Origin of the sequence: Nocardioides rotundus, assembly GCF_019931675.1 — a bacterium.
Taxonomy (GTDB): Bacteria; Actinomycetota; Actinomycetes; order Propionibacteriales; family Nocardioidaceae; genus Nocardioides; species Nocardioides rotundus.
The window spans coordinates 3,413,519-3,435,878 of the sequence record NZ_CP082922.1; the positions used below are offsets into that span (position 1 = coordinate 3,413,519).

Here is a 22,360-nt window from a genome sequence, read left to right on the forward strand (position 1 = left end):
GCCCGCACCCCTCACAGGAAGCGGTCGGCCGTGACTGGCAGCGAGCGCACTCGCACACCTGTGGCGTTGTAGGCGGCGTTCACGATCGCGGCGGCGGTGCCGACGATCCCGATCTCACCGGCGCCCCGGGAGCGCATCTGGTCGATCGGCGCGGAGGCGTCGACATCGAGCCAGTCGACCTCGATGGGGGGTACGTCGGCGCAGGCCGCGACGTGGTAGCTCGCGAGGTCCTGGGTGACGACCGAGCCGAAGCGCGGGTCGCGGAAGGACTCCTCGAGCAACCCCACGGAAATCCCCATGATCATCCCGCCGAGCAGCTGGGAGCGGGCGCCGCGCGGGTTGACCACCTGGCCGATGGAGAAGATCCCGAGCATGCGGCGCACCCGCGGCTCGCCGGTCAGCCGGTGCACTCCGAGCTCGACGAACTGGGCGCCGAAGGAGTGATGGGAGTAGTCCTCCATGTCCGGCATGGGCACGGCCTTCGCGGTGGACGTGGCTCCCTCGGCCGGATCGTCGCCGTGCTCGGAGCGGAAGGTGCGGGCGGCGGACGTCACCGCGTTGCCCCAGGACGTGAGCCCCGAGGACCCGCCGGCGACGGTGGCCAGCGGCATGGTGCTGTCGCCGAGCTCGATGTCGACCAGGTCCGGGTCGATGCCGAGCGCGTCCGCGGCGACGAGCCTGAGCGCGGTGCGGGATCCGGTGCCGATGTCGACGGCCGCGATCGACACGGTGTGCCGCCCGTGCTTGCCGGCCGTCACCGACGCGGCGTTGTCGGGGGCCGCCTCGCCGGGGTAGGTCGACGTGGCGACGCCGTACCCGATCCGCCAGTCGCCCTCGACCCGCTCCCCGGTGCCGGGCCGGCCGGCCCAGCCGAAGCGCTCGGCACCGAGCCGCAGGCACTCGACCAGCCGGCGGTCGCCGAACGGCTTGCCGCTCTCGGGGTCGACGGTGGGCTCGTTGTCGGCGCGCAGCTGGATCGGGTCGATCCCGAGCCGGTCGGCCAGCTCGTCCATCGCCACCTCCAGCGCGTACACGCCCGGCCACACGCCCGGGGCGCGCATCCACGACGGCACCGGGACGTCCAGGTCCGCCAGCCGGTGACTGGTACGGCGATCCGGGGCGGCGTAGAGCATCCGAGTGGTGACGGCGGTCTGCTCGGGGTACTGCTTGACGTTGCTGGACTCCTCGAACGCCTGGTGGTCGATCGCCCGCAGCGTCCCGTCCTCGGCGCTGCCCAGCCGCAGCCGGCTGGTGATCGTGCCGCGGTAGCCGGTCAGCGAGAACATCTGCTGCCGGGTCACCGCGAGCCGCACGGTCCGGTCGGGCACGGCCAGCGCCGTCATCCCGGCCAGGATCTCGGGGGCGTGCGGCTCGCCCTTGCTACCGAAGCCGCCGCCGACGTAGGGCGCCCGCACGCGGATCTGCTCGGGCGCGAGTCCGAGGGTCGTGGCGAGCGTGTCCTGCAGCCCCTGCGGGTGCTGGGTGGACGCGAACACGTCGAGCCGCTCCGCACCGGAGTCCCACCGGACCTGGGAGGCGTGCGGCTCCATCGGGCTGTTGTGCTCCTCGGGGCTGACGTACTGCTCCTCGAGCACCCGGGCAGACTCCGCCAGCCCGCGGTCCACATCGCCGACCGCGGTGTCGCACGGGAAGCCGCCGTTGACCGTCTCCGGCCGGATGGTGGCCGCCTCGACGGTGAACTCGACCTCCGCCGGCTGCTCGGTGAACCCCACCCGGACCAGCTCGGCGGCGGCGCGGGCCTGCTCCACGGAGTCGGCGACGATCACCGCGACCACCTGGCCGCGGAACCGGATCTCCTCGTCCTGGAGGACGTCGTACTCCAGATCGGAGCGGTCGGCCAGCCGCGGCGCGTTGGTGTGGTCGATCACCGCCACCACGCCGTCGGCCGCCACCGCGGCGGCGGTGTCCAGCTCGGTCAGCCGGCCCCGGGCGACCGGCGCCTGGACGAGATGGGCGTAGACCGGCCGCTCGGCCGGGTGCTCGACGGCGTAGCGGGCCTGCCCGGTGACCTTGGCCGGCGCGTCCACGCGCTCCACGTCGGTGCCCATCGCGTGGGCGCTCAGCGGTGCCTGCAGCTCCTGCTCGGTGCTCATGCGTCCTCCCCTCCCTCGGCGCGGCCGTCGGCGAGCTCCGCGCAGGCGCGCACGGTCGCGCCGGTGACCATCGCCGGCTTGAAGTCGTTGCCCGGCCAGGTGCGGACGTCGGCCAGCTCGGCCGCACAGCCCGCGCGGACGGCCTCCTCGGACAGGTCCGCGCCCAGGCGCTCCTCGACGGCGCTCGCCCGCCACGGTCGGTGCGCCACGCCGCCCCAGGCGATCCGGGTCGTCGTGCCGTCGGTCAGCGCCGCGACCGAGACCAGCGCGAAGGCGAAGGAGGCGCGGTCGCGCACCTTGACGTAGGTCGACCGGGTGCCGGGTGCGGGCGCGGGCACCTCGATCGCGGTGATCAGCTCGCCGTGCGCCAGCGTGGTGTCCCGCTGCGGCTCGTCGCCGGGCAGCCGGTGCAGGTCGGCGTAGGGGATCCGGCGCTCGCCGTCCGGGCCGAGCACGACGACGGTCGCGTCGCACACCGCCAGGGCGACGGCCAGGTCGGACGGGTGCACCGCGACACAGGCCGGCGACGTGCCGAGGACGGCGTTGTAGCGGGTGTAGGCACGGTCGTCGTCCGCGCTGCACCCGCTGCCGGGCTCGCGCTTGTTGCACGGCGTGGTCCGGTCCTGGAAGTAGACGCAGCGGGTCCGCTGCAGCAGGTTGCCGGCCGTCGACGCCTGGTTGCGGATCTGCCCGGACGCGCCCGCGAGGACCGCCCGGGCGATGACCGGGTGGTGGCGGCGTACGCCGGGGTCGGCGGCCAGGTCGGTGTTGGCGACGTTCGCGCCGATCCGCAGCGCACCGTCGTCGGCGACCTCGAGCTCGTCCATCCCGAGCCCGGTGACGTCGACGAGAGAGCTGGGAGCGACGATGCCGAGCCGCAGGTGGTCGATCAGGTTGCTGCCGCCGGCGACGAAGGCCGCGCCGGCGTCGGCGCCGACCGCATCCACGGCCTCGGCGGGCGTGGACGGGCGGAGGTAGGTGAAGGGCTGCATCAGGCGGGTCCTCCCTCGGTGGCCGCGTCCTGGACGGCGGCGACGATCCCGGCGTAAGCGCCGCAGCGACACAGGTTGCCGCTCATCCGCTCCGCCACCTCGGCGGGCGAGGCCGAGACGCCGCCCTCGAGGTCGTCGGTCACGTGGCTCGGCACGCCGCGGGCGATCTCGTCCAGTACGCCGACGGCGCTGCACACCTGCCCAGGCGTGCAGTAGCCGCACTGCAGGGCGTCGCGGGCGACGAAGGCCTCCTGCACAGGGTGCAGGGTGTCGCCGTCGGCGAGCCCGGCGGCGGTGGTGATCTCGGCGCCGTCGTACTGCACCGCCAGGGTGAGGCACGTCAGCCGGCGCCGTCCGTCCAGCAGGACCGTGCACGAGCCGCACTGGCCGTGGTCGCAGCCCTTCTTCGGCGCGGTGTTGCCGAGCCGCTCGCGCAGCAGGTCGAGCAGTGAGGTGCGGGGGTCGACCTCGAGTGTGTGCTCCTCGCCGTCGACCCGCAGGGTGATCCGGTGAGCCGTGGGCATCGCGCCCCTCCCTTCCTCGCGTCCTTCCAGCCAAGCACTCCTGCGGTCACCGGCGCGCCACCCGGACGGGCCCGTTCCGGCGGGTGGTCCGCGCGCCCCGGGCGACCCGGTAGGAAGGGGGCGTCCACCGACGACGAGGGGGCACACCATGTCACCGACAGCATCGCTCGACCGTCGCCGCCTGCAGAGCTACCTGGGCGACCACCTGACCGGAGCCGACGCCGGACGAGCGCGCGCGCTGAAGATGAAGGAGTGGTACGCCGACGACGAGCTCGGCCCCGAGATGGCTCGGGTCGCCGACGAGATCGACGAGGACCACGCGCACCTGGACCGGCTCATCGGCCGGCTCGGCCTGCGCCAGCCGCTCCCCTTCCGCGCCGCCGCACGGCTCGGCGAGATCGCCGGCCGGCTCAAGCCCAACGGGCGCCTGCTCGGCAGCACCCCGCTGACCCCACTGCTGGAGCTGGAGCTGCTGCGCTCCGCGGTGGCCGGCAAGCAGGGGCTGTGGGAGACCCTGGAGGCCAACGCGGCGCTGCTGGGGCTGGACCCGCAGGAGTACGCCCGCCTCGCCGGCCGCGCGGAGCGGCAGCAGAAGACGCTCGTGAAGCTGCACGCCCGGCTGCGGGAGAGCGCGTTCACCGAGGAGTGACCGGGTCGACCGCACCCATCCGCCGGGGCAGGACCACGAGCAGGCCCACCAGGACGGCCAGCGTGGCGCCGCCGACGGCGATCCCCCACGCCCGGTCGACCACCACGTCGACGATGAGCATCACCATGCCGCTCAGCAGCAGCGAGAGACTGGTCAGGGCGCCGTTGACGAACCGGTGCGCCGCGGCGACGACGCGACGCTTGATGTGCCGCCCGGACAGGTGACGGTGCACCGCCACCGGTGAGAGCACCAGGGCGGTGGTGAGCGCGGCGAGGAGCACCAGGACGACGTACAGGCCCTTCTCGAAGCCGGGCAGGTCCATGAAGCGCGGCTGGAAGGGCAGCGTCAGCAGGAAGCCGGCGGTCAGCTGTGCCCCGGTCTGCATCACCCGCAGCTCCTGCAGGATGTCGGCGAAGAGCCGGTCGAGCCGCTCGTCCTCGGTCTCGTCCCGTCCCGCGGGTCGGTCAGGTCGGTCCATCGGCCCAATGTGCCGCTTCCCCGGCCGGGCCGCCCTGCAGGACGTGCACCACGAAGTCCTCCTCGACGTGCTCGACCAGCACCTCGAGGTCGTGGGCGAGGAACTCCGCGTGCACGGCCTGCGCGTCCAGCGGCCAGCCAACGATCGGGTGCCCCCAGTGGCACAGCAGGACGTGTCCGCCGTCGGCGAGGGCCTCGACCGTCCGCCGGGCCAGCTCGCGCAGTGCGGGCGGGCTGAGGAAGTAGCCGACCTCGGAGACCACGACCAGGTCGAAGCGCCCTTCTGGCCACTCTCGGGGCAGGTCCGCCCGCTCCAGCCGCACGTTCGGGGCGCCGTCGAGGCGTACGGCGGCCCGTCGCAGCGCGCTCGGGCTCTGGTCGACGCCCAGCAGCGCGTCGCAGCGCGAGGCGAGCTCCGCGGTCAGGGTGCCGATCGAGCACCCCACCTCCAGGCCCTGCTCATAGCGCGGCCGCGGGAGCACGGCGAGCGTGACCGCACGCTTGCGACGCTCGTACCACGACTGCTCGGTCGACCACGGGTCCTCCTGGTCGCGGTGCAGCCGCTCGAGGGCGTCGTCGGGCTCGACCGGGTCGCACACGAACACCTCGTCCCCGGCGAAGTGCGCGAGCATCTCCTCGGTGAGCACCGGGCCGTCGCCGGCATCAGGCGAGAGCGGCGCGACCTGGCTGCGGTGTGCCCGGATGCCGGCCTGCTTGGCCTCCCGGTCGCCCGGCTCCAGCGGCAGCCGGCGCAGGCGGGGCCAGGGCAGCACCGAGGCGTCGGCCCAGTGCCAGGCCCACACGGGGTACTCCAGCAGGGTCGCCGCGGTGCGGTGGGCCGCCGTCGCCGCCGCGCGCCCCGCAGCCTCGTGGTCGGGGTGGCCGTCGGAGCGCCAGGGCGCCACCAGCAGCGTTCGCTCGCCCTCGCGGCCGATCACCCCCACCAGCAGGCGGGTCAGCTCCTCGACGCCGTCGGCCACCCGACCGTCGGCGAGGCCGCCCCAGTGGACGCCGGCCCCCGGTGCCGTGGCCGCCACGGAGCGGACCAGCTCCTCGCGCCGCAGCGCGGCGAGGTCCGCGGGCGCATGGGTCGGGGAGTCCGGGTGCGAGCCCTCGCCCGCGGTGGCGACCACCACTTCGACCCGCCACCCCTGGCGGTGGGCCCGGTGCAGCAGCCCGCCTGCCCCGAGCGACTCGTCGTCGGGGTGCGCCGCGAGCACCACCAGGCGGGTTGCAGGATCGGCCGGCAGCGCGAGGAGGGATGGGTCGCGACGAGCCAGCTCCCGCCTCCAGTGGTCCGCCGGAGTGCCCGGCCGGTCGTGGCGGAAGCGGGGCTCACCAGCCACGCGCGTCCTCGTCCACGGCCAGCCGCTCCCCGAGGGCTGCCGCGTCCCGCTCGGCATGCCACTGGCGCAGGTAGAGCTCGAGGTCCGCGGTCCGCCGGGCGTGCTCCTCCTCCAGAGCGAGCGGGCCGGGGCCGAGCGCGTGGCCTGCGCGGGTCAGCACCTCCTCGGCCGCCGTCGCGACCACGTGCCGCACCCGCAGCATGGCGGTCATGGCCGAGTCGCCCACGAGCTCGCCGCGGTCGATGCCGTCGGCGGCGTCGGCCAGGACGCAGCGCGCCGCGTGCAGGGCGGCGTCGGCCGAGCCGAGGTGCAGGTGCGCGACCTGGTCGGGGCCCGAGCGCCCCGGGCGCCCGGCCGCCAGCCGGCGGGCCAGGCCGACGGCGCCGCCGTACCAGACCGCGGCCACACCGATCCCGCCCCAGGCGAAGCCGGGACGGCGGAGGTACCAGCCCGGGTCCCCCACCGGGGTCGCCGGGACGGCGGTGAGCTCCAGCGGTCCCGAGTCGATGCCGGCCAGCCCGCGGGCCACCCAGCTGCCCGGACGCGCCTGCGCACCCTCGTGGTGCAGGTCCACCGCGAAGAGGCCACGCTCGCCGGAGCCGGCGACGACGGCGGTCACCAGGGCGCGGTCCAGCGAGCCGGCGAGCGAGCACCAGGGCTTGGTCCCGCTCAGGCGCCACCCGTCGCCGTCGCGCTCAGCGCGGACGGGCTCCCCCGGGCCCTCGGCGGCGAAGACGCCCCACGTATGGGCGGCGGCGTCCTCGACCGGGTCGTCCGCCTGGGCGAGGATGGCCAGCGCGTCCAGGTGCGGCTCGACCGCACGAGCGACCGTCAGGTCGGCGGCGCCCAGGGTGGCCAGGAGCGACCAGAGCGCGCTGGTTCCCCGGCCCGGGTACGGCGCCTCCCGGCCCAGGCGACGCGCGAGGGCGAGGGCCGCAGGAACATCCGCTGCGGCGGCTGTGGCCTCCGCAGCGGCGGTCTGCACGGTGTCGGTCATCCGGGGCGCCAGGCCGGGAAGGGTCACGGCGCCACCGGGCTCAGCCCTCTCCGTCGGTCCCCACCTCGGTGACCTCCGGGGTCTGCTCCCCGTCGCTGATCTGCTGCGCCAGCCGCTCGACCTCGCCCTGCGGCACGGTCACGCCGGCCTCGCGCAGCCCCGACTCGAGCTCGGTGCGCACGACCTGGGTCTCGGCCCCGGCCTGGTAGGAGCTGACGGTGTCGACGACGTTCTGGGCGGCCTCAAGCGCCTCGCCTCGTTGCTCGGTCATGGGGCCGACGGTAGCCAGCGCGGGGTCCCCGGAGACCACCCGGAAGTCGACACCTGCCCCTGCCGGGCCGCCAGTCGACTTGGGGGTGATGTCCGTGCCGGCACCGTCTCCTAGCGTCGACCGCGCGGCGACGACACGGAGGAGGACGCCCTGGCCAGCCTGATCGACCCCTCAGCCCGGGCCCCGGCGCCGACCGCCGTCGCGGTGGTCGTCCCGGCCCGTGACGAGGAGGAGCTGCTGCCCGGCTGCCTGGACTCGATGGCCCGTGCCGTCGAGCAGCTCGACATGCGCCATCCCGGGGTCCACTGCACCGTCACCGTCGTGCTGGACGGGTGTACGGACCGGTCGGCCGACGCCGTGGGGCACCGGCCCTGGGAGAGCGCGCTGGAGGCCGACGTACGACGCGTGGGCGCGGCTCGCGCGATCGGCGTGCTCGAGGCCGAGCAGCGCCTCGGACAGCACGACCCGGCCGGGGTGTGGGTCGCGAACACCGACGCCGACACCCGGGTGCCGCCGCACTGGCTGACCGAGCAGGTGCGCCTGGCCGCCCTCGGCCACGGGCTCGTGGTCGGCACGGTGCGCCCGGACCCCGCGGACCTGACGGAGGCGGAGCTGGCCCGCTGGCAGGCGGGTCATCGGCTGGTCGAGGGGCACCGGCACGTGCACGGCGCCAACCTCGGCTTCTCGCTCGCGGCCTACCGACGGGTCGGTGGCTTCCCGCCGGTCACCGCGCACGAGGACGTCGCCCTGGTGGCGGCCATGCGGGCCGCCGGCGTGCCCTGGTGCGCCACCACGCGGACCGAGGTCACCACCTCCGGCCGGCGCTGGAGCCGGGTCGAGGACGGATTCGCCCGTCGCCTGCGCACGCTCGCGTCGACCCCGGAGTGAGGGCTCACGCCCTGCGTCAGGAGCCCGGCGCCGCGTCGCGGAGCTTGGCGAGCAGCGGCTCTGCGGCCTGGTCGAAGAAGGGGCCGGTGGACTCGTCGCCGATCTGGACCAGCGCGATGTCGGTGAACCCGGCCTTCCAGTAGGCCGACACCGCCTCGACGATCGCGTCGAGGTCCGGCCCGCAGGGGATGTTCTCGGCGACGTCCTCGGGCCGGACGAACTGGGTCGCGGCGGCGAAGCCGGCGGTCGTCGGCAGGTCGGCGTTGACTCCCCAGCCGCCGGCGAACCAGCGGAACTGCTCGTGCGCCCGCTGCACGGCGGCATCGCGATCGGGGTCCCAGCAGATCGGGATCTGTCCGATGGCGCGGGCGTCCTGGCCGATCCGCGGCGCCCCCTGCGTCGCGTTCCAGGTCGAGACGAAGTCGGCGTTCGGCTCCACGGCGACCAGGTCCTCCGACAGCGGGGCGAAGCGCTCGATGGACTTCGGGCCACTGACCGCGGTGGCGATCCGGACCGGGGTCTCGGGCCGGTCCCAGAGCCGCGCGGAGTCGACCCGGAAGTGCCGCCCGACGTAGGTGACCATGTCACTGCCGAAGAGCTCGCGGATGATCTCCAGCGCCTCCACCAGCATCTCGTGCCGCGCGTCGACGCTCGGCCAGCCCTCACCCACGACGTGCTCGTTGAGGTTCTCCCCCGAGCCCAGGCCGAGAGTGAAGCGACCCTGGGAGAGCACGCCCATGGTCGCCGCCTTCTGCGCCACCACCGCGGGGTGATAGCGCACCGTTGGGCAGGTGACGTAGGTCATCAGCTCGACCCGCTCGGTGGCCTGGGCGACCGCGCCGAGCACGCTCCAGGCGTACGACGCGTGCCCCTGCGCGCTCAGCCAGGGGAAGTAGTGGTCGCTGCTCACCTCGAAGTCGAAGCCCGCAGCCTCCGCGCGCCTGGCCTGCTCCACCAGGGACAGCGGCGGGGACTGCTCGGTCATCAGGGTGTAGCCGAACCGGGTCATCGATGGCCTCCCATCTGCGTCGGGGCGTCGCCGTCAACGCTAGGCAGCCCAGGGCCAGCCCGCCTCCCCCGAGCGGGCGTGCCTCGAGGGGTGGCCGGGAGTCCCCTGCCTCCGCGGCCGCGTCGCCGAGGCCAGCGCCTAGAGGATCGGCCGCCCGCCGGTCACGGCGACCCGGGCACCGGAGACGTAGGACGCCTCGTCGGAGGCGAGCATCACGTAGACCGGAGCGAGCTCCGCGGGCTGGCCCACGCGGCCGAGGGGGACGTCGTCGCCGAACGACTCGACCGCGTCGGTCGGCAGGGTCGCCGGGATCAGCGGTGTCCAGATCGGCCCTGGGGCGACGCTGTTGACCCGGATGCCGCGGTCGCCGAGCAGCTGGGCCAGGCTCGCGGCGAAGTTCGCGATCGCCGCCTTCGTCGCGGCGTACGGCGCCAGCGTGGGGTTCGGCGAGTCGGAGTTGACCGACGAGCTGCCGATGATCGACGACCCCTTGGCGAGGTAGGGCAGCGCCGACTTCACCAGGTAGAACATCGCGTGGATGTTGATCGCGAAGGTCTTCTGCCACTCCTCGTCGCTGATCTCCTCGAGAGTGTCGTGAGTCATCTGGAAGGCGGCGTTGCAGACCAGGATGTCCACGCCGCCGAGCTGGCGGACGGCGTGGTTGACGATCTCCCGGCAGTGGCCTGCGTCGGAGATGTCTCCGGCGACCCGCACGCACCGCTGGCCCGCCTCCTCGACGAGGCGTGCGGTGTCGGCGGCGTCCTCGTGCTCGTCGAGGTAGGACAAGAGCACGTCGGCGCCCTCGCGGGCGTAGGCGATCGCGACCGCCCGGCCGATCCCGCTGTCACCGCCGGTGATGATGGCGCGCTTGCCGGCCAGCCGGCCCGATCCCTGGTAGCTCTCCTCGCCGCAGTCCGGGCGCGGCTCCATCCTGCTCTGGAGGCCCGGTGGGGTCTGCTGCTGTGGCTGCGGCACGGTGGTCTCCTTCCACGGCGGGACGTCTCCACCTATGCCTACCGGCTGAAGCTCCCCCTCCGCCTCACCTGCGAGTGCACCTCCGATCAGGCCAGGAAGTCGATCTGCTGCTCGCGGTCGCGGAAGGTGAAGGTGTCGCCCACCGTCAGCCCCTCGATCGCGGCGTAGATCGGCGCGTCCGTGGTCAGGCCGGTGTACTCCACCCCGTCGATCTCCACGTCCGGGGTCGCGGCGCCCACGAGGAAGCGCTGCCCGCCGAAGCCGACGATCGCGCCGGGGCGTACGGCGTCGGCCGGGGAGACGTCGAGCGCCTCGATCTCGGCGATCCGGCCCTCCTGCGCCTCCGCCGCCGCGCCGAGCAGACCCTTGAGCTCCCCCGCCTCGTCGGACTGCGAGGTGTCGTCGGGGCGGACCGGCTCGTCCTGGTCCAGCTCCGCCGCGCGCAGCTCGTCGTCGAGGTTGTCGTTGGTGGCCTCGAGCTCGGTGCGCGCCTGCGCGATGAGGGCGTCGCGGATCCGGAGCTTGGTGTCGGCGTCGGTCGTCGTGTCGGTCATGCCCTGACCCTGACAGGCGAAACCGGCGGAGACAATCTCGCGTGAGATGTCCCCACCGGTCCGGCAGGTCGGCTCAGCCGTTGAAGCTCGGCTGGGTCTGCGGGTTGAACTCGTCGTAGGTGTGACGGGGCGCGTTGCGCACCATCTTGTTCGTGACCTCCAGGACGTCGAAGCCCTTCTGGATGTCGCTGGAGAACACGTAGCCGTTGTAGTAGTAGGCCGACCACGAGCCGCCCAGCATCAGCTCGTCGGCGTCAAGGGGCCCGCGGTCGAACCAGGCGAGCTCCTTGGGCTTGCGGGTATTGGTGAAGTCGAAGACGGAGATGCCGCCCTGGTACCACGCCTGGACCATCACGTCACGGCCCTTGACCGGGATCAGCGACCCGTTGTGGGCCACGCAGTTCTCGGTGTCGGACTGCTCGCGCGGGATCTTGTAGTAGCTGCCGAACACCAGCTGACCGCCCGGCCGGATGTCGTAGATCCCGTTCGCGCCCTTGGTCGACCCCACGGTCTTGTTGCAGGTCGGCGCACCGCCGCCGCCGAGCTCGTCGGTGAAGACCACCTTGGTGCCGCGGTTGTTGAACGTGGCGGAGTGCCAGAAGGCGAAGTTCTCGGTGTCGCGCACCCGCTCGGTGACCGTGGGGTTCAGCCGGTCGGAGATGTCCATCAGGATGCCGTCGCCCATGCACGCGCCGGCCGCGATGTCCTTCTCCGGGTAGGCGGTGATGTCGTGGCAGCCGCTCGTCGGCGCCGAGTAGTTGCCCGGCTGGTTGCCGCCGTCGGGGAAGAGCACCGGCTCGGCCGCCAGGCGCGCGGAGGCCGGGTCCTGGGTCGGGATGTCGACGACGCTGATCTGGTCGTGCGGTGGCTGGCAGTCGGGGAATGCCTCGTTGGGGCTGTAGGAGGAGACGTAGACGTAGAGGTTCCTCCCGTCCTTGCTCGGGGCCAGCGTCTGGGTGTGCGCGCCGCACTTGGTCTCCAGGGCGGCGACGTACTCCGGCTGGGCGGGATTGCTGACGTCGAAGACCTTCACGCCCTCCCAGGAGTCCTTGACCGTCGCGGACTGGCTGGTGTTGTCGCAGCTGTCGTTGCTGCGGCTGGAGTCGGTGGCGAGCACCAGGAGGTTCTCGTAGATCGACACGTCGTTCTGCGAGCCGGGGCAGACCACCTGCACGACCTGCTCGGGCTCGGCGGGCGTGCTGATGTCGTAGACCGTGAAGCCGTTGTAGTTGCCGGCGTAGGCGTAGTCGCCCTGGAAGGCCAGGTCGGTGCTGAAGGAGGAGTAGTCGGCGAAGGCGCCGTTCTTCGGGATGTTCGCCAGCAGGTTCATGTCCTGGCTCGCCTGCTCCCCCGGCGCCAGCTCGGCCTCGGCGCCCTCGAGCCGCTTCAGCTGCTCCTGGGACAGGCAGCCCTGGGCGAAGCGGTCGCCGGCCCGCTCCAGGGCGCGCTGGTTCGGTGCGCACCGGGGGTCGGCCTTCTCGGTGACCGCGCCCTTGCGCTGGTCGTCCTCGTGCGCGACCGCCGGGGCGATGGTGACCAGACCGGCCGCCATCAGGCCTCCGAACGCCACTGCCGCGCTGCCTATCCGTGTTGCCCGAGTCATGGTCCGGCCTTCCGTTTGGGGGTGCCCTCGATCCTACGTAGAGTGGGCTGGGTCACACCACCCCTGTCGGCGACATCTCGGAAGGTTTGCCGTGCCTCACTCCCGTCTCCTGCCGGTCGCCGCACTCGTCGTGGCATTGAGCGCGTGTACGTCGACCGGCGACTCCGAGGCGTCCTCGTCGGGGTCGTCGCCCGCCGCGAGCCGGCAGGCGGACTCCGGCAGCGGCACCGCCGCCCGCGGCGAGATCGTCCAGCCCGGCAGGCCGGGCGAGGCCAACCGCACCCTGCCCCCGGACACCACCGTGCGGGCGGCGAAGGCCAACGAGCCGGACATGATGTTCGTCCGGATGATGGTGCCGCACCACGCGCAGGCGCTGGAGATGAGCGCGCTCGCGCGGACCCGGGCCGCCAGCGACGAGGTCAAGGCGCTCGCGCGGCGGATCGAGGGCGCGCAGGGGCCGGAGATCCAGCTGATGACCGCGTGGCTGCAGTCCCGGGGGTACGCCGTACCCCAGGACGCCGGGGACCTGGCCAGCCACGACGGCCACTCCGACCACGAGGCGCACGGCCGGCTGATGGCGATGAACGGGATGCTCACCGGGCAGCAGATGAAGGAGCTCGCCCGCGCCCGCGGGGCGCGGTTCGACCGACTCTTCCTATCCGGGATGATCCAGCACCACCGCGGGGCGATCGCCATGGCGAACGTCGCCCTCCGCGACGGGCGCGAGGTGCAGGCCCAGGAGCTCGCGGCCGACATCGCCACCAGCCAGCGGGCGGAGATCCAACGGATGCGGGCCATCCAGCGCACGCTGTGATGCCGGGGCCGCTCGGCCGACCCGGTGTCTCGACCCACCCGGAGGGGTGGCACGCTTGAGCCAGTGACCTCCCCTAACACCCGTCCTGCCGCCGTCTCACCTCACGACACCGGCTTCTTCGGCCAACCGGGGGTGTTGGCCAACCTGTTCGGCGTGGAGCTGTGGGAGCGCTTCAGCTTCTACGGCATGCAGGGCATCCTGCTGATCTACCTCTACTACTCCGCCGCGCAGGGCGGCCTCGGGATCGACCAGGCGGTCGCGACCGGCATCGTCGGCGCGTACGGCGGCTCGGTCTATCTCTCCACCATCCTCGGCGCGTGGCTGGCCGATCGGGTGCTCGGACCGGAGCGGACCCTGTTCTACTCCGCGATCTGCGTGATGGCCGGGCACATCGCCCTCGCGGTGCTGCCGGGGCTGGTCGGCGTCGGCGTCGGCCTGGCCCTCGTCGCGCTCGGGTCCGGCGGCGTGAAGGCGAACGCGACCTCCCTGGTCGGCTCGCTCTACGACGAGCACGACCCGCGCCGCGACGCCGGCTTCTCGCTGTTCTACATGGGCATCAACATCGGCGGGCTCCTCGGCCCGCTGCTGACCGGCCTGCTGCAGAGCGAGGTCGGCTTCCACTGGGGCTTCGGCGCCGCGGCCGTGGGCATGGCGATCGGGCTGATCCAGTACGCCGCCTACCGCGGGCGGCTGCCCGAGTCGACCCACCACGTCGCGAACCCGCTGCCGGCGGGGCGCGGGCTCGCCTATGCCGCGGGCGCCGTGGTCGTCGTACTCCTCGTCGCGGTCCTGGTGATGACCGGCGTCATCACCACCGGCCGGCTCTCCGACATCGTGATCGGGGTCAGCGCGATCGCGGCGCTGGGCTACTTCGTGGTGATCCTCGCCGACCGGCAGGTCCGCGGGGCGGAGCGGAGCCGGATCTTCGCCTTCATGCCGCTCTTCGTGTGCAACGTGGTCTTCTGGTCGCTCTACCAGCAGCAGTTCACCGTGGTCGCGATCTACTCCGACCAGCGGCTGGACCGCGACCTGTTCGGCTGGACCATGCCGGTCTCCTGGGTGAACTCGATCAACCCGGTCTTCATCATCGTGCTGGCCGGCGCCTTCGCCGCTCTGTGGACCCGCCTGGGCCGCCGCCAGCCGTCGACCCCGATGAAATTCGGCGCGGGTACGGCGGTCATGGGGCTGGCCTTCTTCTGCTTCCTGCTGATGCCGGCGGGGCAGAACACCGCGCCGATCCTCGGGCTGGCGGGCATCCTGCTCGTCTTCACCGTGGCCGAGCTGCTCATCTCCCCGGTGGGCCTCAGCGCGACGACCAAGCTGGCGCCGCGGAAGTTCTCCACCCAGATGGTGGCGCTCTACTTCCTCTCCATCGCGCTCGGTACGGCGCTCGCGGGCACCCTGGCCGGCTACTACGACCCCGCCGACGAGTCGCCCTTCTTCATCTGGGTCGGCCTCGCCGCCGTCGTCACCGGCGTCGTCGTCATAGCCCTCTCCAAGCCGATCCACAAGCTGATGGCGGGCGTCGACTGACGCTCCCCCTCCCTCCGGCCCGCCGCGGACGTCATACGCTCCGGGTAAGCGGTTCCCCACTTCGGATGACGTCCGGGCCGGTCAGCGGGCAGAGCGGGAGCGCGAGGACGAGCCGGCGTACTCGCGGGCGGTGTCGACCAGCACCTCGTGCAGCGCCAGCGCGGCCGGCGTACGCACCCTGTCGGGACGGTGGGCGACCAGGATCCGGCGAGCCGGGGCCGTGCCGCCCAGGGAGACCACGCGCACGTCCGGGTGCTGGTTCACCGTCGCCGTCCGGGGTGCGAGCGCCACACCCAGCCCGACGCTGACCATTGCCTGCGCCTCCTGGTAGTCGTTGGCCTGGAAGGAGATCCGCGGGGTGAAGCCGGCTGCGAGCGCGCTACGCTCGAGCACCTCGACGACGGGGTGCCCGCCCGCCCGGATGATCCACTGCTCCTCGGCGAGCGTGGACATCGAGACGGTACGGCGACGCGCGAGCCGATGGTCCTTGCCGACCAGCAGCACCGTCGGGTCCTCGAGGAGCCGGGTCAGCACCAGGTCCTCGTCATCGACGCGGCCCCACTCGTAGTCCCACAGGAGTGAGAGGGCCACCGCGCCCTCGTGCAGCATCCGGAGCAGCTCGTCCTCGCGCGCGCTGGTGATGGTGAGCGCGATCGCCGGATAGCGGCTGCGGTACTCCTGGACCGCCAGCGGGAGGAAGGAGCTGCCCACCGTGGGGAAGGTGCCCAGGGCGACGGTGCCCCGCCGCGCACCGGCGAGCTCCTCCAGGTCGGCCTCGGCGGCCGAGAGCTGCTGGAGCACCTTGCGGGCGTGGCCGGCCAGGGTGAGACCGGCGTCGGTAGGCCGCATGCCGCGGGCATGCCGCTCCAGCAGCGGCTGCCCGACCTCGTGCTCGAGCCGCAGCACCTGCTGGGAGATCGCCGAGGGCGTATAGCCCAACCGGGCCGCGGCCTCGGTCACCGAGCCGCCCTCCACGACGGCGAGCAGGCACTGCAGGCGTCGGACATCAAGCATCGCCGTCACTCTCCTTCAAGCATCGCTTCATGGCATTGAAGCACTCTCCCAGCGCCGCTTAACCCAGTGCCAAGCGCGCCACCCGCCCATCGGCGCCGCCGATGATTGAAGCAATGCTTAATCAAGATGCAGAAAGCATCGATGGTGCTAACGCCTCTGTGGGCGCACGCTGATCGGGTCGGACCAGCCACAGACCCCGAGGAGCGTCGATGCGCGAGATCCCCGCCACCTGGATGCGCGGAGGGACCAGCAAGTGCTGGGTCTTCCGCCGCGAGGACCTGGACGTGCCCGGCCTGACCGTGGACGAGGTCCTCCTACGCCTCTACGGCAGCCCGGATGCGCGCCAGGTCGACGGCGTCGGCGGCGGCACCTCGACGACCAGCAAGGCGGTGATCCTCTCCCGCTCCAGCGAGCCGGGCGTGGACGTCGACTACCTCTTCGGCCAGGTGGGCATCGAGGACGCCACCGTGGACTGGGGCAGCAACTGCGGCAACTGCTCGGCGGTCGTCGCGGCGTTCGCGATCCGGGAGGGCTGGGTGGCCACCGAGAGCGGGGACACCACGGTCCGGGTGCGCAACGCCAACACCGGCCAGCTGATCGTGCAGGAGGTCCCCACCCCCGGCGGCGTGCTCTCCGAGTCCCCCGAAGCGGCGAACCCCGGCGTCCCGTTCGGCGGGGTGCCGGTCCGCCTCGGCTTCGTCGACCCCGCGGGGCGCAGCACCGGCCGGCTGCTGCCCACCGGCTCCTCGCGCGAGGAGATCGACGGCCTCACCGTGACGCTGCTGGACGCCGGCGCACCCGTCGTCCTCGTCCCGGCCACCCAGCTGGGGCTGACCGGCATCGAGACCCCGGCCCGACTCGAGGCGACACCCGGGCTGCTGTCCCGGCTGGACGACGTACGACGCCAGGCGGCCGTCCGGATGGGACTGGCCGAGACCCCGCAGCTCGCCCAGCGGGCCGTGCCGAAGCTGGCGCTCATCGCGGCGCCGGCCTCCGCCGACGCGGACCTCGAGGTGCGGATGCTCTCCATGGGGCGCGTGCACCCCGCCGTCCCCATCACCGGCTCGGTCGCCATCACCATGGCGGCCCGCACGCCGGGCACCGTGGTCGCCGACGTCACCAGCGCCGAGACCGGCCTGCGGCTGCACACTCCGGCGGGCACGGTCGAGACGTTCGTCGACCACCACGACGGGGCGCCGGTCGTCGGCGTCGTCCGCACCTACCGGCGGCTCGCCACCGGCGCCGTCGTACTCCCCGACGTATCCGCGGAGGAGACCACTTCCCTCCAGCATCGGGACTCCCCCATGCTGGCTGTCACTGGAGGAAAGGCATGACCGTGCTCACCGACCCCACCAGGACACCGGAGCCCGCCACGCTCCCGGCCGACCCGCCTCCGCAGCGGCCGAGCCGGGTGGCGGCGGTGGTGGGCGGCTTCGGCGTGCTCGCGGTGATCGCGTCGGTCCTCGGCGGGGACCTGCTCAACCCTCCGGCCGCGACCGAGGACGGCGACTACGCCGGCGAGACGGTGGAGTTCATGATCCCGCTCGCCGAGGGCGGCGGCACCGACACCTGGGCCCGGTTCATCGGCAACGAGCTGAGCCGCGCCGTCCCGGGGCGTCCGGGCTTCGCGCCGGTCAACGAGGACGGCGGCGAGGGCATCCTCGGGACGAACCAGTACGTCGCGAGCGCCGAGCCCGACGGCACCGAGGTCCTCGTCAGCACCGCCACGACCGTGGTGCCCTACCTCCTGGAGATGTCGGCGGTGCAGTACGACTTCGCCGACCTCCGGCCGATCGCGGCCAACGGGACGGGCGCTGTCGTCTACGCACGGACCGGCGCGGGCGTGGACTCGGTGCGGGACCTGGTCGACCGGGACCGACCGCTGAGGTTCGGCGGGATCGCCGCCACCAGCCTCGACGTCACCACGCTGATGGCCTTCGACCTGCTCGGCATGGACGTGGACGCGATCTTCGGCTTCGAGGGCCGCGGTCCGGTCAACCTGGCGCTGCAGCGCGGTGAGATCGACATCGACTACCAGACCACCTCCTCCTACGCCTCCGCGGTCCAGCCGCTGGTGAAGGACGGCAAGGCCACGGCGCTGTTCAGCCTGGGGCAGGTCGACGAGGACGGGCGGATCGTCCGCGACCCGAACTTCCCCCGACTGCCCACGGTGGTGGAGGTCTACGAGCAGCTCAACGGCGCTCCGCCGGAGCCGGAGGCGCTGGCAGCCTACCGCGACATCCTGGCGTTGACCTACACGTATCAGAAGGCGCTGTGGGTGCCCGAGGACACTCCGGACGCCGCGGTCGACCTGCTGCAGTCCACTGCTGCTCGGCTGGGCAACGACCCGGGCTTCGAGGAGCGTGCCGGCGAGGTGCTCGGCGGCTACCCGCTCGAGGCGTCCGGCGACCTGCGACGACGGGTCGGTGAGGCGTACGCCGTCGACGACGACGTCCGCGCCCGCGTCGTCGAGCTCCTCGAATCCGACTACGACACCCCCGTTGAGTGAGGCCCGACCATGACTGACTCCGCTTTCGCAGCACTCGGCCAGCTGGCCGACCCCAGCCTGCTGGTCATGCTCGGCATCGGCGTGATCGCCGGCCTGGTGATCGGCCTCATCCCCGGCCTGGGCGGCACCGGCGCCGTCGCGATCCTGCTCCCCATCACCTTCGGCATGGAGCCCGCGCAGGCCCTCGCGATGCTCATCGGCGCGCTCGCGGTGGTGCACACGTCCGACACCGTGGCCGCCGTACTCCTCGGGGCGCCGGGCTCGGCATCGGCGAGCGTCACCATGCTCGACGGCTACGCCATGGCCAGGGCGGGACAGGCCAAACGGGCACTGTCCCTGGCGTTCCTCTCCTCGATGGCGGGCGGCCTCATCGGCGCGGTCGGGCTGACCATCGCCGTTCCCCTGGCGCGCCCGATGGTGCTGTCCTTCGGCAGCCCGGAGCTGTTCATGCTCACCATCCTCGGCGTCTCGCTGGCCGCCGTACTGTCGCGCAAGAACGTGGTGAAGGGCCTGACCGCCGGCTTCCTCGGGCTGCTGCTCGGGCTGGTCGGCATGTCGCCGACCACCGCGGAGACGCGCTTCACCTTCGGCAGCCTGTTCCTCGTCGACGGGCTCTCCCTGGTCGCCGTCGCGCTGGGCGTGTTCGGCCTCGCCGAGATCGCCAGCCGGGTCGGCCAGCGCCGGGTGGACGAGGAGCCGGTCGAGCTGCGCGGCGGGTGGCTCAGTGGGATCCGCGAGTGGCTCACGCACTGGGCGCAGGTGATCCGGGGTGCGCTGATCGGCATCTGGGCCGGTGTCCTGCCCGGCGTCGGTGCGACCGCCGGCACGTGGCTCGCCTACGGCCAGGCGGTGGCGACCTCGAAGGACAAGCGGAAGTTCGGCAAGGGCGACCCGCGCGGCATCGTCGGCCCGGAGAGCGCCAACAACTCCGTCGAGGCCGGCGACCTGATCCCGACGCTGCTCTTCGGGATCCCCGGCGGCGTGCCGTCCGCGATGCTGCTGGGGATGCTGCTGACCTACGGCATCCAGCCCGGCCCGACCATCGTCACCGAGCACCTCGACCTGATGTACGTCATCATCTGGTCCTTCGCGATCGCCAGCGTCCTGGGCGCCCTGCTCTGCTTCATCGCCTCCCCCGGTCTGGCGAAGCTCACCCGGGTGCCGTTCGCCCTGCTGGGCCCCGGCCTGCTGGTGGTCATGCTGCTCGGCGCCTACCAGGAGGGCGGCAAGCTCGGCGACCTGTGGGTGATGATCCTGCTGGGCGTCGCGGGGTACCTGCTCAAGGGCACCGGCTATCCGCGGGCGCCGTTCCTCATCGGCTTCGTGCTCGCTATCCCGATGGAGCGCTACTACTACCTCACGACGAGCCTGTACGGCGGCACCGAGTGGATGCTGCGCCCGGGTGTGCTCATCTTCGCCGCCATCCTGGTCGTGCCCGCGCTGTGGGCCATCGTCAAGGGCCTTCGGGCACGCCGCGCCGCCGGCGTGGACGAGGGGCACCGCAGCGAGGAGCGCGAGCCTGCCGACGAGTTCGAGGGCTCCCTGGCGGGCACGAAGTGGTCCTTCGCCGTCGCCGTCGGCGCCCTGGCGATCTTCGGCGCCGCGTTCGTCGCCAGTGGGTCGTTCTCCGATGGCGCCCGCCTGGTTCCTCGGCTGGTGACGGCCGGCGGGCTGCTGTGCTGCATCGCGCTGCTGTGGCAGGAGTGGCGTCAGCGGCCGCGCGGGTCGTCCGGTCCGGGCGCCTCCGTCGACCCCGTTGAGGCGCGGGGGGTCCCCACCCGGGAGCTGGTCGCCGCCGGAACCTGCTTCGCAGCGATGGGTGTCTTCCTGGCCCTGGTCGCCGCGGGCGGCTACCTCGCGGCGGTCCTGGTCTTCGTTCCGGCGTTCCTGATGTACGCCGGCCGGGCAGCGCCGCGCGCGGCCATCGCCTACACGCTCGTCCTCGGGGCGGCGTTGCTGGTGCTGCCGTCGGTCCTGCCGATCGACCTTCCGCAAGGATTCATGCAGTGACCGCCGCATCCACCCCGTTCCAGGAGGGACGCTCATGACGATCGTCGTCGCGTACGCCGACACCCCGCCGGGCCACGCCGCCCTGCGGCACGGCGTCACCGAGGCTGCGCGCCGGGGCGAGGACGTCGTCCTCGTGCCGGCTGTGCGGGACCGGCCGCTGCCGGACCCGGGCGCCATCGCCCAGCGCTGGCCGGCCGTCTTCGAGGCGCTGCAGGAGACCGGCGGCAAGGTCAGCGTGGAGACCGCGGACCTGCAGGATCCCGGCGACGCCGTGGTCCAGGTCGCCCAGTGGCACGACGCGTCGATGATCGTCGTGGGGCTGCGGCACCGCTCACCGGTCGGCAAGGTGCTGCTCGGGAGCACCGCTCAGCGGATCCTGCTCGACGCCACGACTCCGGTGCTTGGCGTGAAGGCCGACACCTGACGCCGTCCCACGCGCGGCTCGTCCGGGGGCGGCAGGGTGGAGCTTCGCTCCTACATCGACGAGCACGCGCTCGACGTACCCTCCATCGCCGTGGTCGTCGACTTCTTCCTGATCAGCAAGGACGGCGTCGTCACGACCACCATCGACCGCGACGTCGACTTCACCACTCCGCTGGATCCCGATGCGGCGAAGTGCCCCGTCTCCCGGCTGCTCGAGGGGGACATCTCGGTCCGCACCTTCGCTCGGCACCAGAGCAAGACCAAAGGGATCCTGTACGCCGGTGAGGACATCACGGTGGTCTGGCGGCCGGCCTTCTGTGAGCACTCCGAGCGGTGCTTCCGCCAGCTGCCCCAGGTCTTCGACCCGCGCGAGCGGACGTGGATCACGCCGGACGGCACCTCCGCCGAGCGGGTCGCCGCCCAGGTGGCCCGGTGTCCCAGCGGCGCGCTCGATGTGCGCTGGCCGGAAGGCGCCCCGTCGCCGGGCCCGCGCGACTGATGCGCGCGGCGGCGCAGGGGGCGTCTGCCGCTGGTGGTGGGTGGAGCCGCCTGTCGGAATCGAACCGACGACCTAATCGTCACGGTTAGATTCAAATCTTCTCGCATGCTGAACACGCCATGTACCGTCTGCCCTGCGCAGACCGTGATGTCGCGTGATCACTCGTGACGTCCCGTGATACCGCCAACTGGAGCAACTTCCGGTGCACTGGTGCACTCATTGGCGCAATCTCCGGCACCCGACGGATCACCACAACCCGGCCGTGTGCGGATCACGTGCGCACCGTTGCGCGCGTCTCCCGCTCGTTGCCCGCCGCGTCGGTCCAGGTGACCACGCACTCGACCGCACCCGGTGACCCCATGGCCAGCAGCAGAGGGAATCTCATCTCCCCATCGGGTGGGATCGTGCCGAGTGGCCCCTCTTCCCGAAGCACCTGGAAGAACGCATCGGCTGGTAGATCCTCGAACGAGAAGTCTACCTCGGACGCAGGACCGCTGGAGGTGTTGTGCAATATGAGAGACCACTTCCGCTCGGTCTTGATGCGCCCCTTGTTGTCCGTCCGGACGCTCTCTCTGACCTCGGCGCGCGGCCAGACGCCCTCGGAGGCGTCCGGGGTTGCTTCCGCCTTGGACTCGTGGACAGCACCCTGGAACTGCCCAGTCGCACGGCTCAGGAAGTTGTTCACGTGAGTGACGAGATCCCCCGCCACGGCGTAGTCGAGGACGAGAGCGCTCTTCCGCAGCTCAGCCAGGTAGGTCGTCAGTCGCTGCCGCTCCTCCAGCCCCGGTCCGCTGAGTGGCGCCCGCGGCGCGCTGTTCGTCAGGACTGCGACTGGCTTCCCTGCCTCAACCAGAACCTTGACCTCCTCGGCGGTGCCGGACTCGGCCTCTCCGGTTGGCGTGCCGAGTCGGTCATAGAACAGGGCGATCGCAAGGTCGGCCTCGTCAACGATCTGATCGTTGAGGATTGCCTGTGGTCGCTCACCAAACTCCGCCACCGCGTGCTCGGTCCAGGAGACCGGCAGCACGGTCAAACCAACGACACGGCCGAAGTTGAGGTTCCACTGGCTGATCGTCTTGCGGATGACCTGGAGGTCTTCGGTGGGGACGTCGCCAGGCGCCGAGATCAGAAGGTGGAGTGCGAGCGTGGGGTAGGCCAT

At 72.4% G+C, this 22,360-nt stretch carries 22 protein-coding genes; 9 read left to right on the forward strand and 13 right to left on the reverse strand.

The annotated features are described in order from the left end of the window. Positions 1 to 11: 11 nt before the first annotated feature. From K8W59_RS16840 to K8W59_RS16850, 3 genes are read right to left on the reverse strand one after another with little or no spacing between them, the layout of a single operon-like run. Positions 12 to 2,114, reverse strand: a complete 2,103-nt coding sequence (locus tag K8W59_RS16840; RefSeq protein WP_223396111.1) for a xanthine dehydrogenase family protein molybdopterin-binding subunit — start codon at positions 2,112 to 2,114, stop codon at positions 12 to 14. Beyond that, positions 2,111 to 3,106, reverse strand: a complete 996-nt coding sequence (locus K8W59_RS16845; RefSeq protein WP_223396112.1) for an FAD binding domain-containing protein — start codon at positions 3,104 to 3,106, stop codon at positions 2,111 to 2,113. Before K8W59_RS16845 ends, K8W59_RS16840 begins: the two co-directional genes overlap by 4 nt. Next, positions 3,106 to 3,630 (reverse strand): 2Fe-2S iron-sulfur cluster-binding protein, encoded by a 525-nt coding sequence (locus K8W59_RS16850; RefSeq protein ID WP_223396113.1) that lies wholly within the window; start codon positions 3,628 to 3,630, stop codon positions 3,106 to 3,108. Before K8W59_RS16850 ends, K8W59_RS16845 begins: the two co-directional genes overlap by 1 nt. A 148-nt stretch (positions 3,631 to 3,778) precedes the next feature. Here K8W59_RS16850 and K8W59_RS16855 point away from each other — a divergent pair, with 148 nt between their 5' ends. Continuing rightward, entirely contained in the window at positions 3,779 to 4,279 is a 501-nt protein-coding gene (locus K8W59_RS16855; protein WP_223396114.1) for a hypothetical protein, read from the forward strand. Here K8W59_RS16855 and K8W59_RS16860 read toward each other — a convergent pair. From K8W59_RS16860 to K8W59_RS16875, 4 genes are read right to left on the reverse strand one after another with little or no spacing between them, the layout of a single operon-like run. Beyond that, positions 4,266 to 4,757 carry a DUF6328 family protein gene (locus tag K8W59_RS16860; RefSeq protein WP_223396115.1) on the reverse strand — a complete coding sequence of 164 codons (492 nt, stop codon included), beginning with the start codon at positions 4,755 to 4,757 and terminating at the stop codon, positions 4,266 to 4,268. The genes K8W59_RS16855 and K8W59_RS16860 overlap by 14 nt on opposite strands. After that, positions 4,744 to 6,102: a bifunctional PIG-L family deacetylase/class I SAM-dependent methyltransferase gene (locus K8W59_RS16865; protein ID WP_223396116.1), complete on the reverse strand. Its 1,359-nt coding sequence runs from the start codon at positions 6,100 to 6,102 to the stop codon at positions 4,744 to 4,746. Before K8W59_RS16865 ends, K8W59_RS16860 begins: the two co-directional genes overlap by 14 nt. Next, a complete protein-coding gene (locus K8W59_RS16870) occupies positions 6,092 to 7,126 on the reverse strand; it encodes an acyl-CoA dehydrogenase family protein (protein ID WP_223396117.1) in 1,035 nt (344 codons plus the stop codon). The genes K8W59_RS16865 and K8W59_RS16870 overlap by 11 nt, the downstream gene beginning before the upstream one ends. A 13-nt stretch (positions 7,127 to 7,139) precedes the next feature. Continuing rightward, a complete protein-coding gene (locus K8W59_RS16875; protein WP_223396118.1) occupies positions 7,140 to 7,370 on the reverse strand; it encodes a hypothetical protein in 231 nt (76 codons plus the stop codon). Positions 7,371 to 7,574: 204 nt separating this feature from the next. Here K8W59_RS16875 and K8W59_RS16880 point away from each other — a divergent pair, with 204 nt between their 5' ends. After that, positions 7,575 to 8,258 carry a glycosyltransferase gene (locus tag K8W59_RS16880; protein WP_223396119.1) on the forward strand — a complete coding sequence of 228 codons (684 nt, stop codon included), beginning with the start codon at positions 7,575 to 7,577 and terminating at the stop codon, positions 8,256 to 8,258. Between the two features lie 16 nt (positions 8,259 to 8,274). Here K8W59_RS16880 and K8W59_RS16885 read toward each other — a convergent pair whose 3' ends face one another. The 4 genes from K8W59_RS16885 to K8W59_RS16900 all read right to left on the reverse strand — a co-directional run bounded on the left by K8W59_RS16885 (position 8,275) and on the right by K8W59_RS16900 (position 12,366). Beyond that, positions 8,275 to 9,267, reverse strand: a complete 993-nt coding sequence (locus K8W59_RS16885; protein WP_223396120.1) for a TIGR03557 family F420-dependent LLM class oxidoreductase — start codon at positions 9,265 to 9,267, stop codon at positions 8,275 to 8,277. A 138-nt stretch (positions 9,268 to 9,405) separates the two neighbouring features. Next, on the reverse strand, positions 9,406 to 10,242 hold the full coding sequence (locus K8W59_RS16890; protein ID WP_223396121.1) for an SDR family oxidoreductase: 837 nt from the start codon (positions 10,240 to 10,242) through the stop codon (positions 9,406 to 9,408). An 86-nt stretch (positions 10,243 to 10,328) separates the two neighbouring features. Continuing rightward, complete coding sequence (locus K8W59_RS16895) at positions 10,329 to 10,796, reverse strand: hypothetical protein (protein ID WP_223396122.1); 468 nt, start codon at positions 10,794 to 10,796, stop codon at positions 10,329 to 10,331. 73 nt (positions 10,797 to 10,869) lie between these two features. Beyond that, positions 10,870 to 12,366 (reverse strand): LVIVD repeat-containing protein, encoded by a 1,497-nt coding sequence (locus tag K8W59_RS16900; RefSeq protein ID WP_223396123.1) that lies wholly within the window; start codon positions 12,364 to 12,366, stop codon positions 10,870 to 10,872. A gap of 124 nt (positions 12,367 to 12,490) precedes the next feature. On the opposite strand from K8W59_RS16900, the gene K8W59_RS16905 reads away from it, so the two are divergent. Together K8W59_RS16905 and K8W59_RS16910 are read left to right on the forward strand one after the other, a co-directional pair. Further along, positions 12,491 to 13,213: a DUF305 domain-containing protein gene (locus K8W59_RS16905; protein ID WP_223396124.1), complete on the forward strand. Its 723-nt coding sequence runs from the start codon at positions 12,491 to 12,493 to the stop codon at positions 13,211 to 13,213. 63 nt (positions 13,214 to 13,276) lie between these two features. Continuing rightward, on the forward strand, positions 13,277 to 14,746 hold the full coding sequence (locus K8W59_RS16910; RefSeq protein WP_223396125.1) for a peptide MFS transporter: 1,470 nt from the start codon (positions 13,277 to 13,279) through the stop codon (positions 14,744 to 14,746). An 81-nt stretch (positions 14,747 to 14,827) separates the two neighbouring features. On the opposite strand, the gene K8W59_RS16915 is transcribed toward K8W59_RS16910, so the two are convergent. After that, entirely contained in the window at positions 14,828 to 15,760 is a 933-nt protein-coding gene (locus K8W59_RS16915; protein WP_223396126.1) for a LysR substrate-binding domain-containing protein, read from the reverse strand. Between the two features lie 209 nt (positions 15,761 to 15,969). On the opposite strand from K8W59_RS16915, the gene K8W59_RS16920 reads away from it, so the two are divergent. Genes K8W59_RS16920 through K8W59_RS16940 form a run of 5 tightly spaced genes read left to right on the forward strand, consistent with a single transcriptional unit; the run spans position 15,970 to position 21,201 of the window. Continuing rightward, entirely contained in the window at positions 15,970 to 17,094 is a 1,125-nt protein-coding gene (locus K8W59_RS16920) for a PrpF domain-containing protein (protein ID WP_223396127.1), read from the forward strand. Then, positions 17,091 to 18,269, forward strand: coding sequence for a Bug family tripartite tricarboxylate transporter substrate binding protein (locus K8W59_RS16925; RefSeq protein WP_223396128.1), 1,179 nt, complete (start codon positions 17,091 to 17,093; stop codon positions 18,267 to 18,269). Before K8W59_RS16920 ends, K8W59_RS16925 begins: the two co-directional genes overlap by 4 nt. Before the next feature lie 9 nt (positions 18,270 to 18,278). Next, positions 18,279 to 20,279: a tripartite tricarboxylate transporter permease gene (locus tag K8W59_RS16930; RefSeq protein WP_223396129.1), complete on the forward strand. Its 2,001-nt coding sequence runs from the start codon at positions 18,279 to 18,281 to the stop codon at positions 20,277 to 20,279. Between the two features lie 34 nt (positions 20,280 to 20,313). Then, complete coding sequence (locus tag K8W59_RS16935) at positions 20,314 to 20,703, forward strand: universal stress protein (RefSeq protein ID WP_223396130.1); 390 nt, start codon at positions 20,314 to 20,316, stop codon at positions 20,701 to 20,703. A gap of 36 nt (positions 20,704 to 20,739) precedes the next feature. Beyond that, positions 20,740 to 21,201, forward strand: a complete 462-nt coding sequence (locus K8W59_RS16940; protein WP_223396131.1) for a (4Fe-4S)-binding protein — start codon at positions 20,740 to 20,742, stop codon at positions 21,199 to 21,201. 271 nt (positions 21,202 to 21,472) lie between these two features. Here the strand turns inward: K8W59_RS16940 and K8W59_RS16945 are convergent, their stop codons facing one another. Continuing rightward, complete coding sequence (locus K8W59_RS16945; RefSeq protein ID WP_223396132.1) at positions 21,473 to 22,360, reverse strand: hypothetical protein; 888 nt, start codon at positions 22,358 to 22,360, stop codon at positions 21,473 to 21,475.

Excerpts from the sequence above, each read along its gene's own strand:
- K8W59_RS16855 (WP_223396114.1), top strand. The coding sequence starts at position 3,779 with ATGTCACCGACAGCATCGCTCGACCGTCGCCGCCTGCAGAGCTACCTG.
- K8W59_RS16860 (WP_223396115.1), bottom strand. The coding sequence starts at position 4,757 with ATGGACCGACCTGACCGACCCGCGGGACGGGACGAGACCGAGGACGAG.
- K8W59_RS16925 (WP_223396128.1), top strand. The coding sequence starts at position 17,091 with ATGACCGTGCTCACCGACCCCACCAGGACACCGGAGCCCGCCACGCTC.
- K8W59_RS16945 (WP_223396132.1), bottom strand. The coding sequence starts at position 22,360 with ATGGCCTACCCCACGCTCGCACTCCACCTTCTGATCTCGGCGCCTGGC.
- K8W59_RS16850 (WP_223396113.1), bottom strand. The coding sequence starts at position 3,630 with ATGCCCACGGCTCACCGGATCACCCTGCGGGTCGACGGCGAGGAGCAC.
- K8W59_RS16845 (WP_223396112.1), bottom strand. The coding sequence starts at position 3,106 with ATGCAGCCCTTCACCTACCTCCGCCCGTCCACGCCCGCCGAGGCCGTG.
- K8W59_RS16915 (WP_223396126.1), bottom strand. The coding sequence starts at position 15,760 with ATGCTTGATGTCCGACGCCTGCAGTGCCTGCTCGCCGTCGTGGAGGGC.
- K8W59_RS16885 (WP_223396120.1), bottom strand. The coding sequence starts at position 9,267 with ATGACCCGGTTCGGCTACACCCTGATGACCGAGCAGTCCCCGCCGCTG.
- K8W59_RS16875 (WP_223396118.1), bottom strand. The coding sequence starts at position 7,370 with ATGACCGAGCAACGAGGCGAGGCGCTTGAGGCCGCCCAGAACGTCGTC.
- K8W59_RS16840 (WP_223396111.1), bottom strand. The coding sequence starts at position 2,114 with ATGAGCACCGAGCAGGAGCTGCAGGCACCGCTGAGCGCCCACGCGATG.
- K8W59_RS16920 (WP_223396127.1), top strand. The coding sequence starts at position 15,970 with ATGCGCGAGATCCCCGCCACCTGGATGCGCGGAGGGACCAGCAAGTGC.
- K8W59_RS16930 (WP_223396129.1), top strand. The coding sequence starts at position 18,279 with ATGACTGACTCCGCTTTCGCAGCACTCGGCCAGCTGGCCGACCCCAGC.
- K8W59_RS16895 (WP_223396122.1), bottom strand. The coding sequence starts at position 10,796 with ATGACCGACACGACGACCGACGCCGACACCAAGCTCCGGATCCGCGAC.
- K8W59_RS16935 (WP_223396130.1), top strand. The coding sequence starts at position 20,314 with ATGACGATCGTCGTCGCGTACGCCGACACCCCGCCGGGCCACGCCGCC.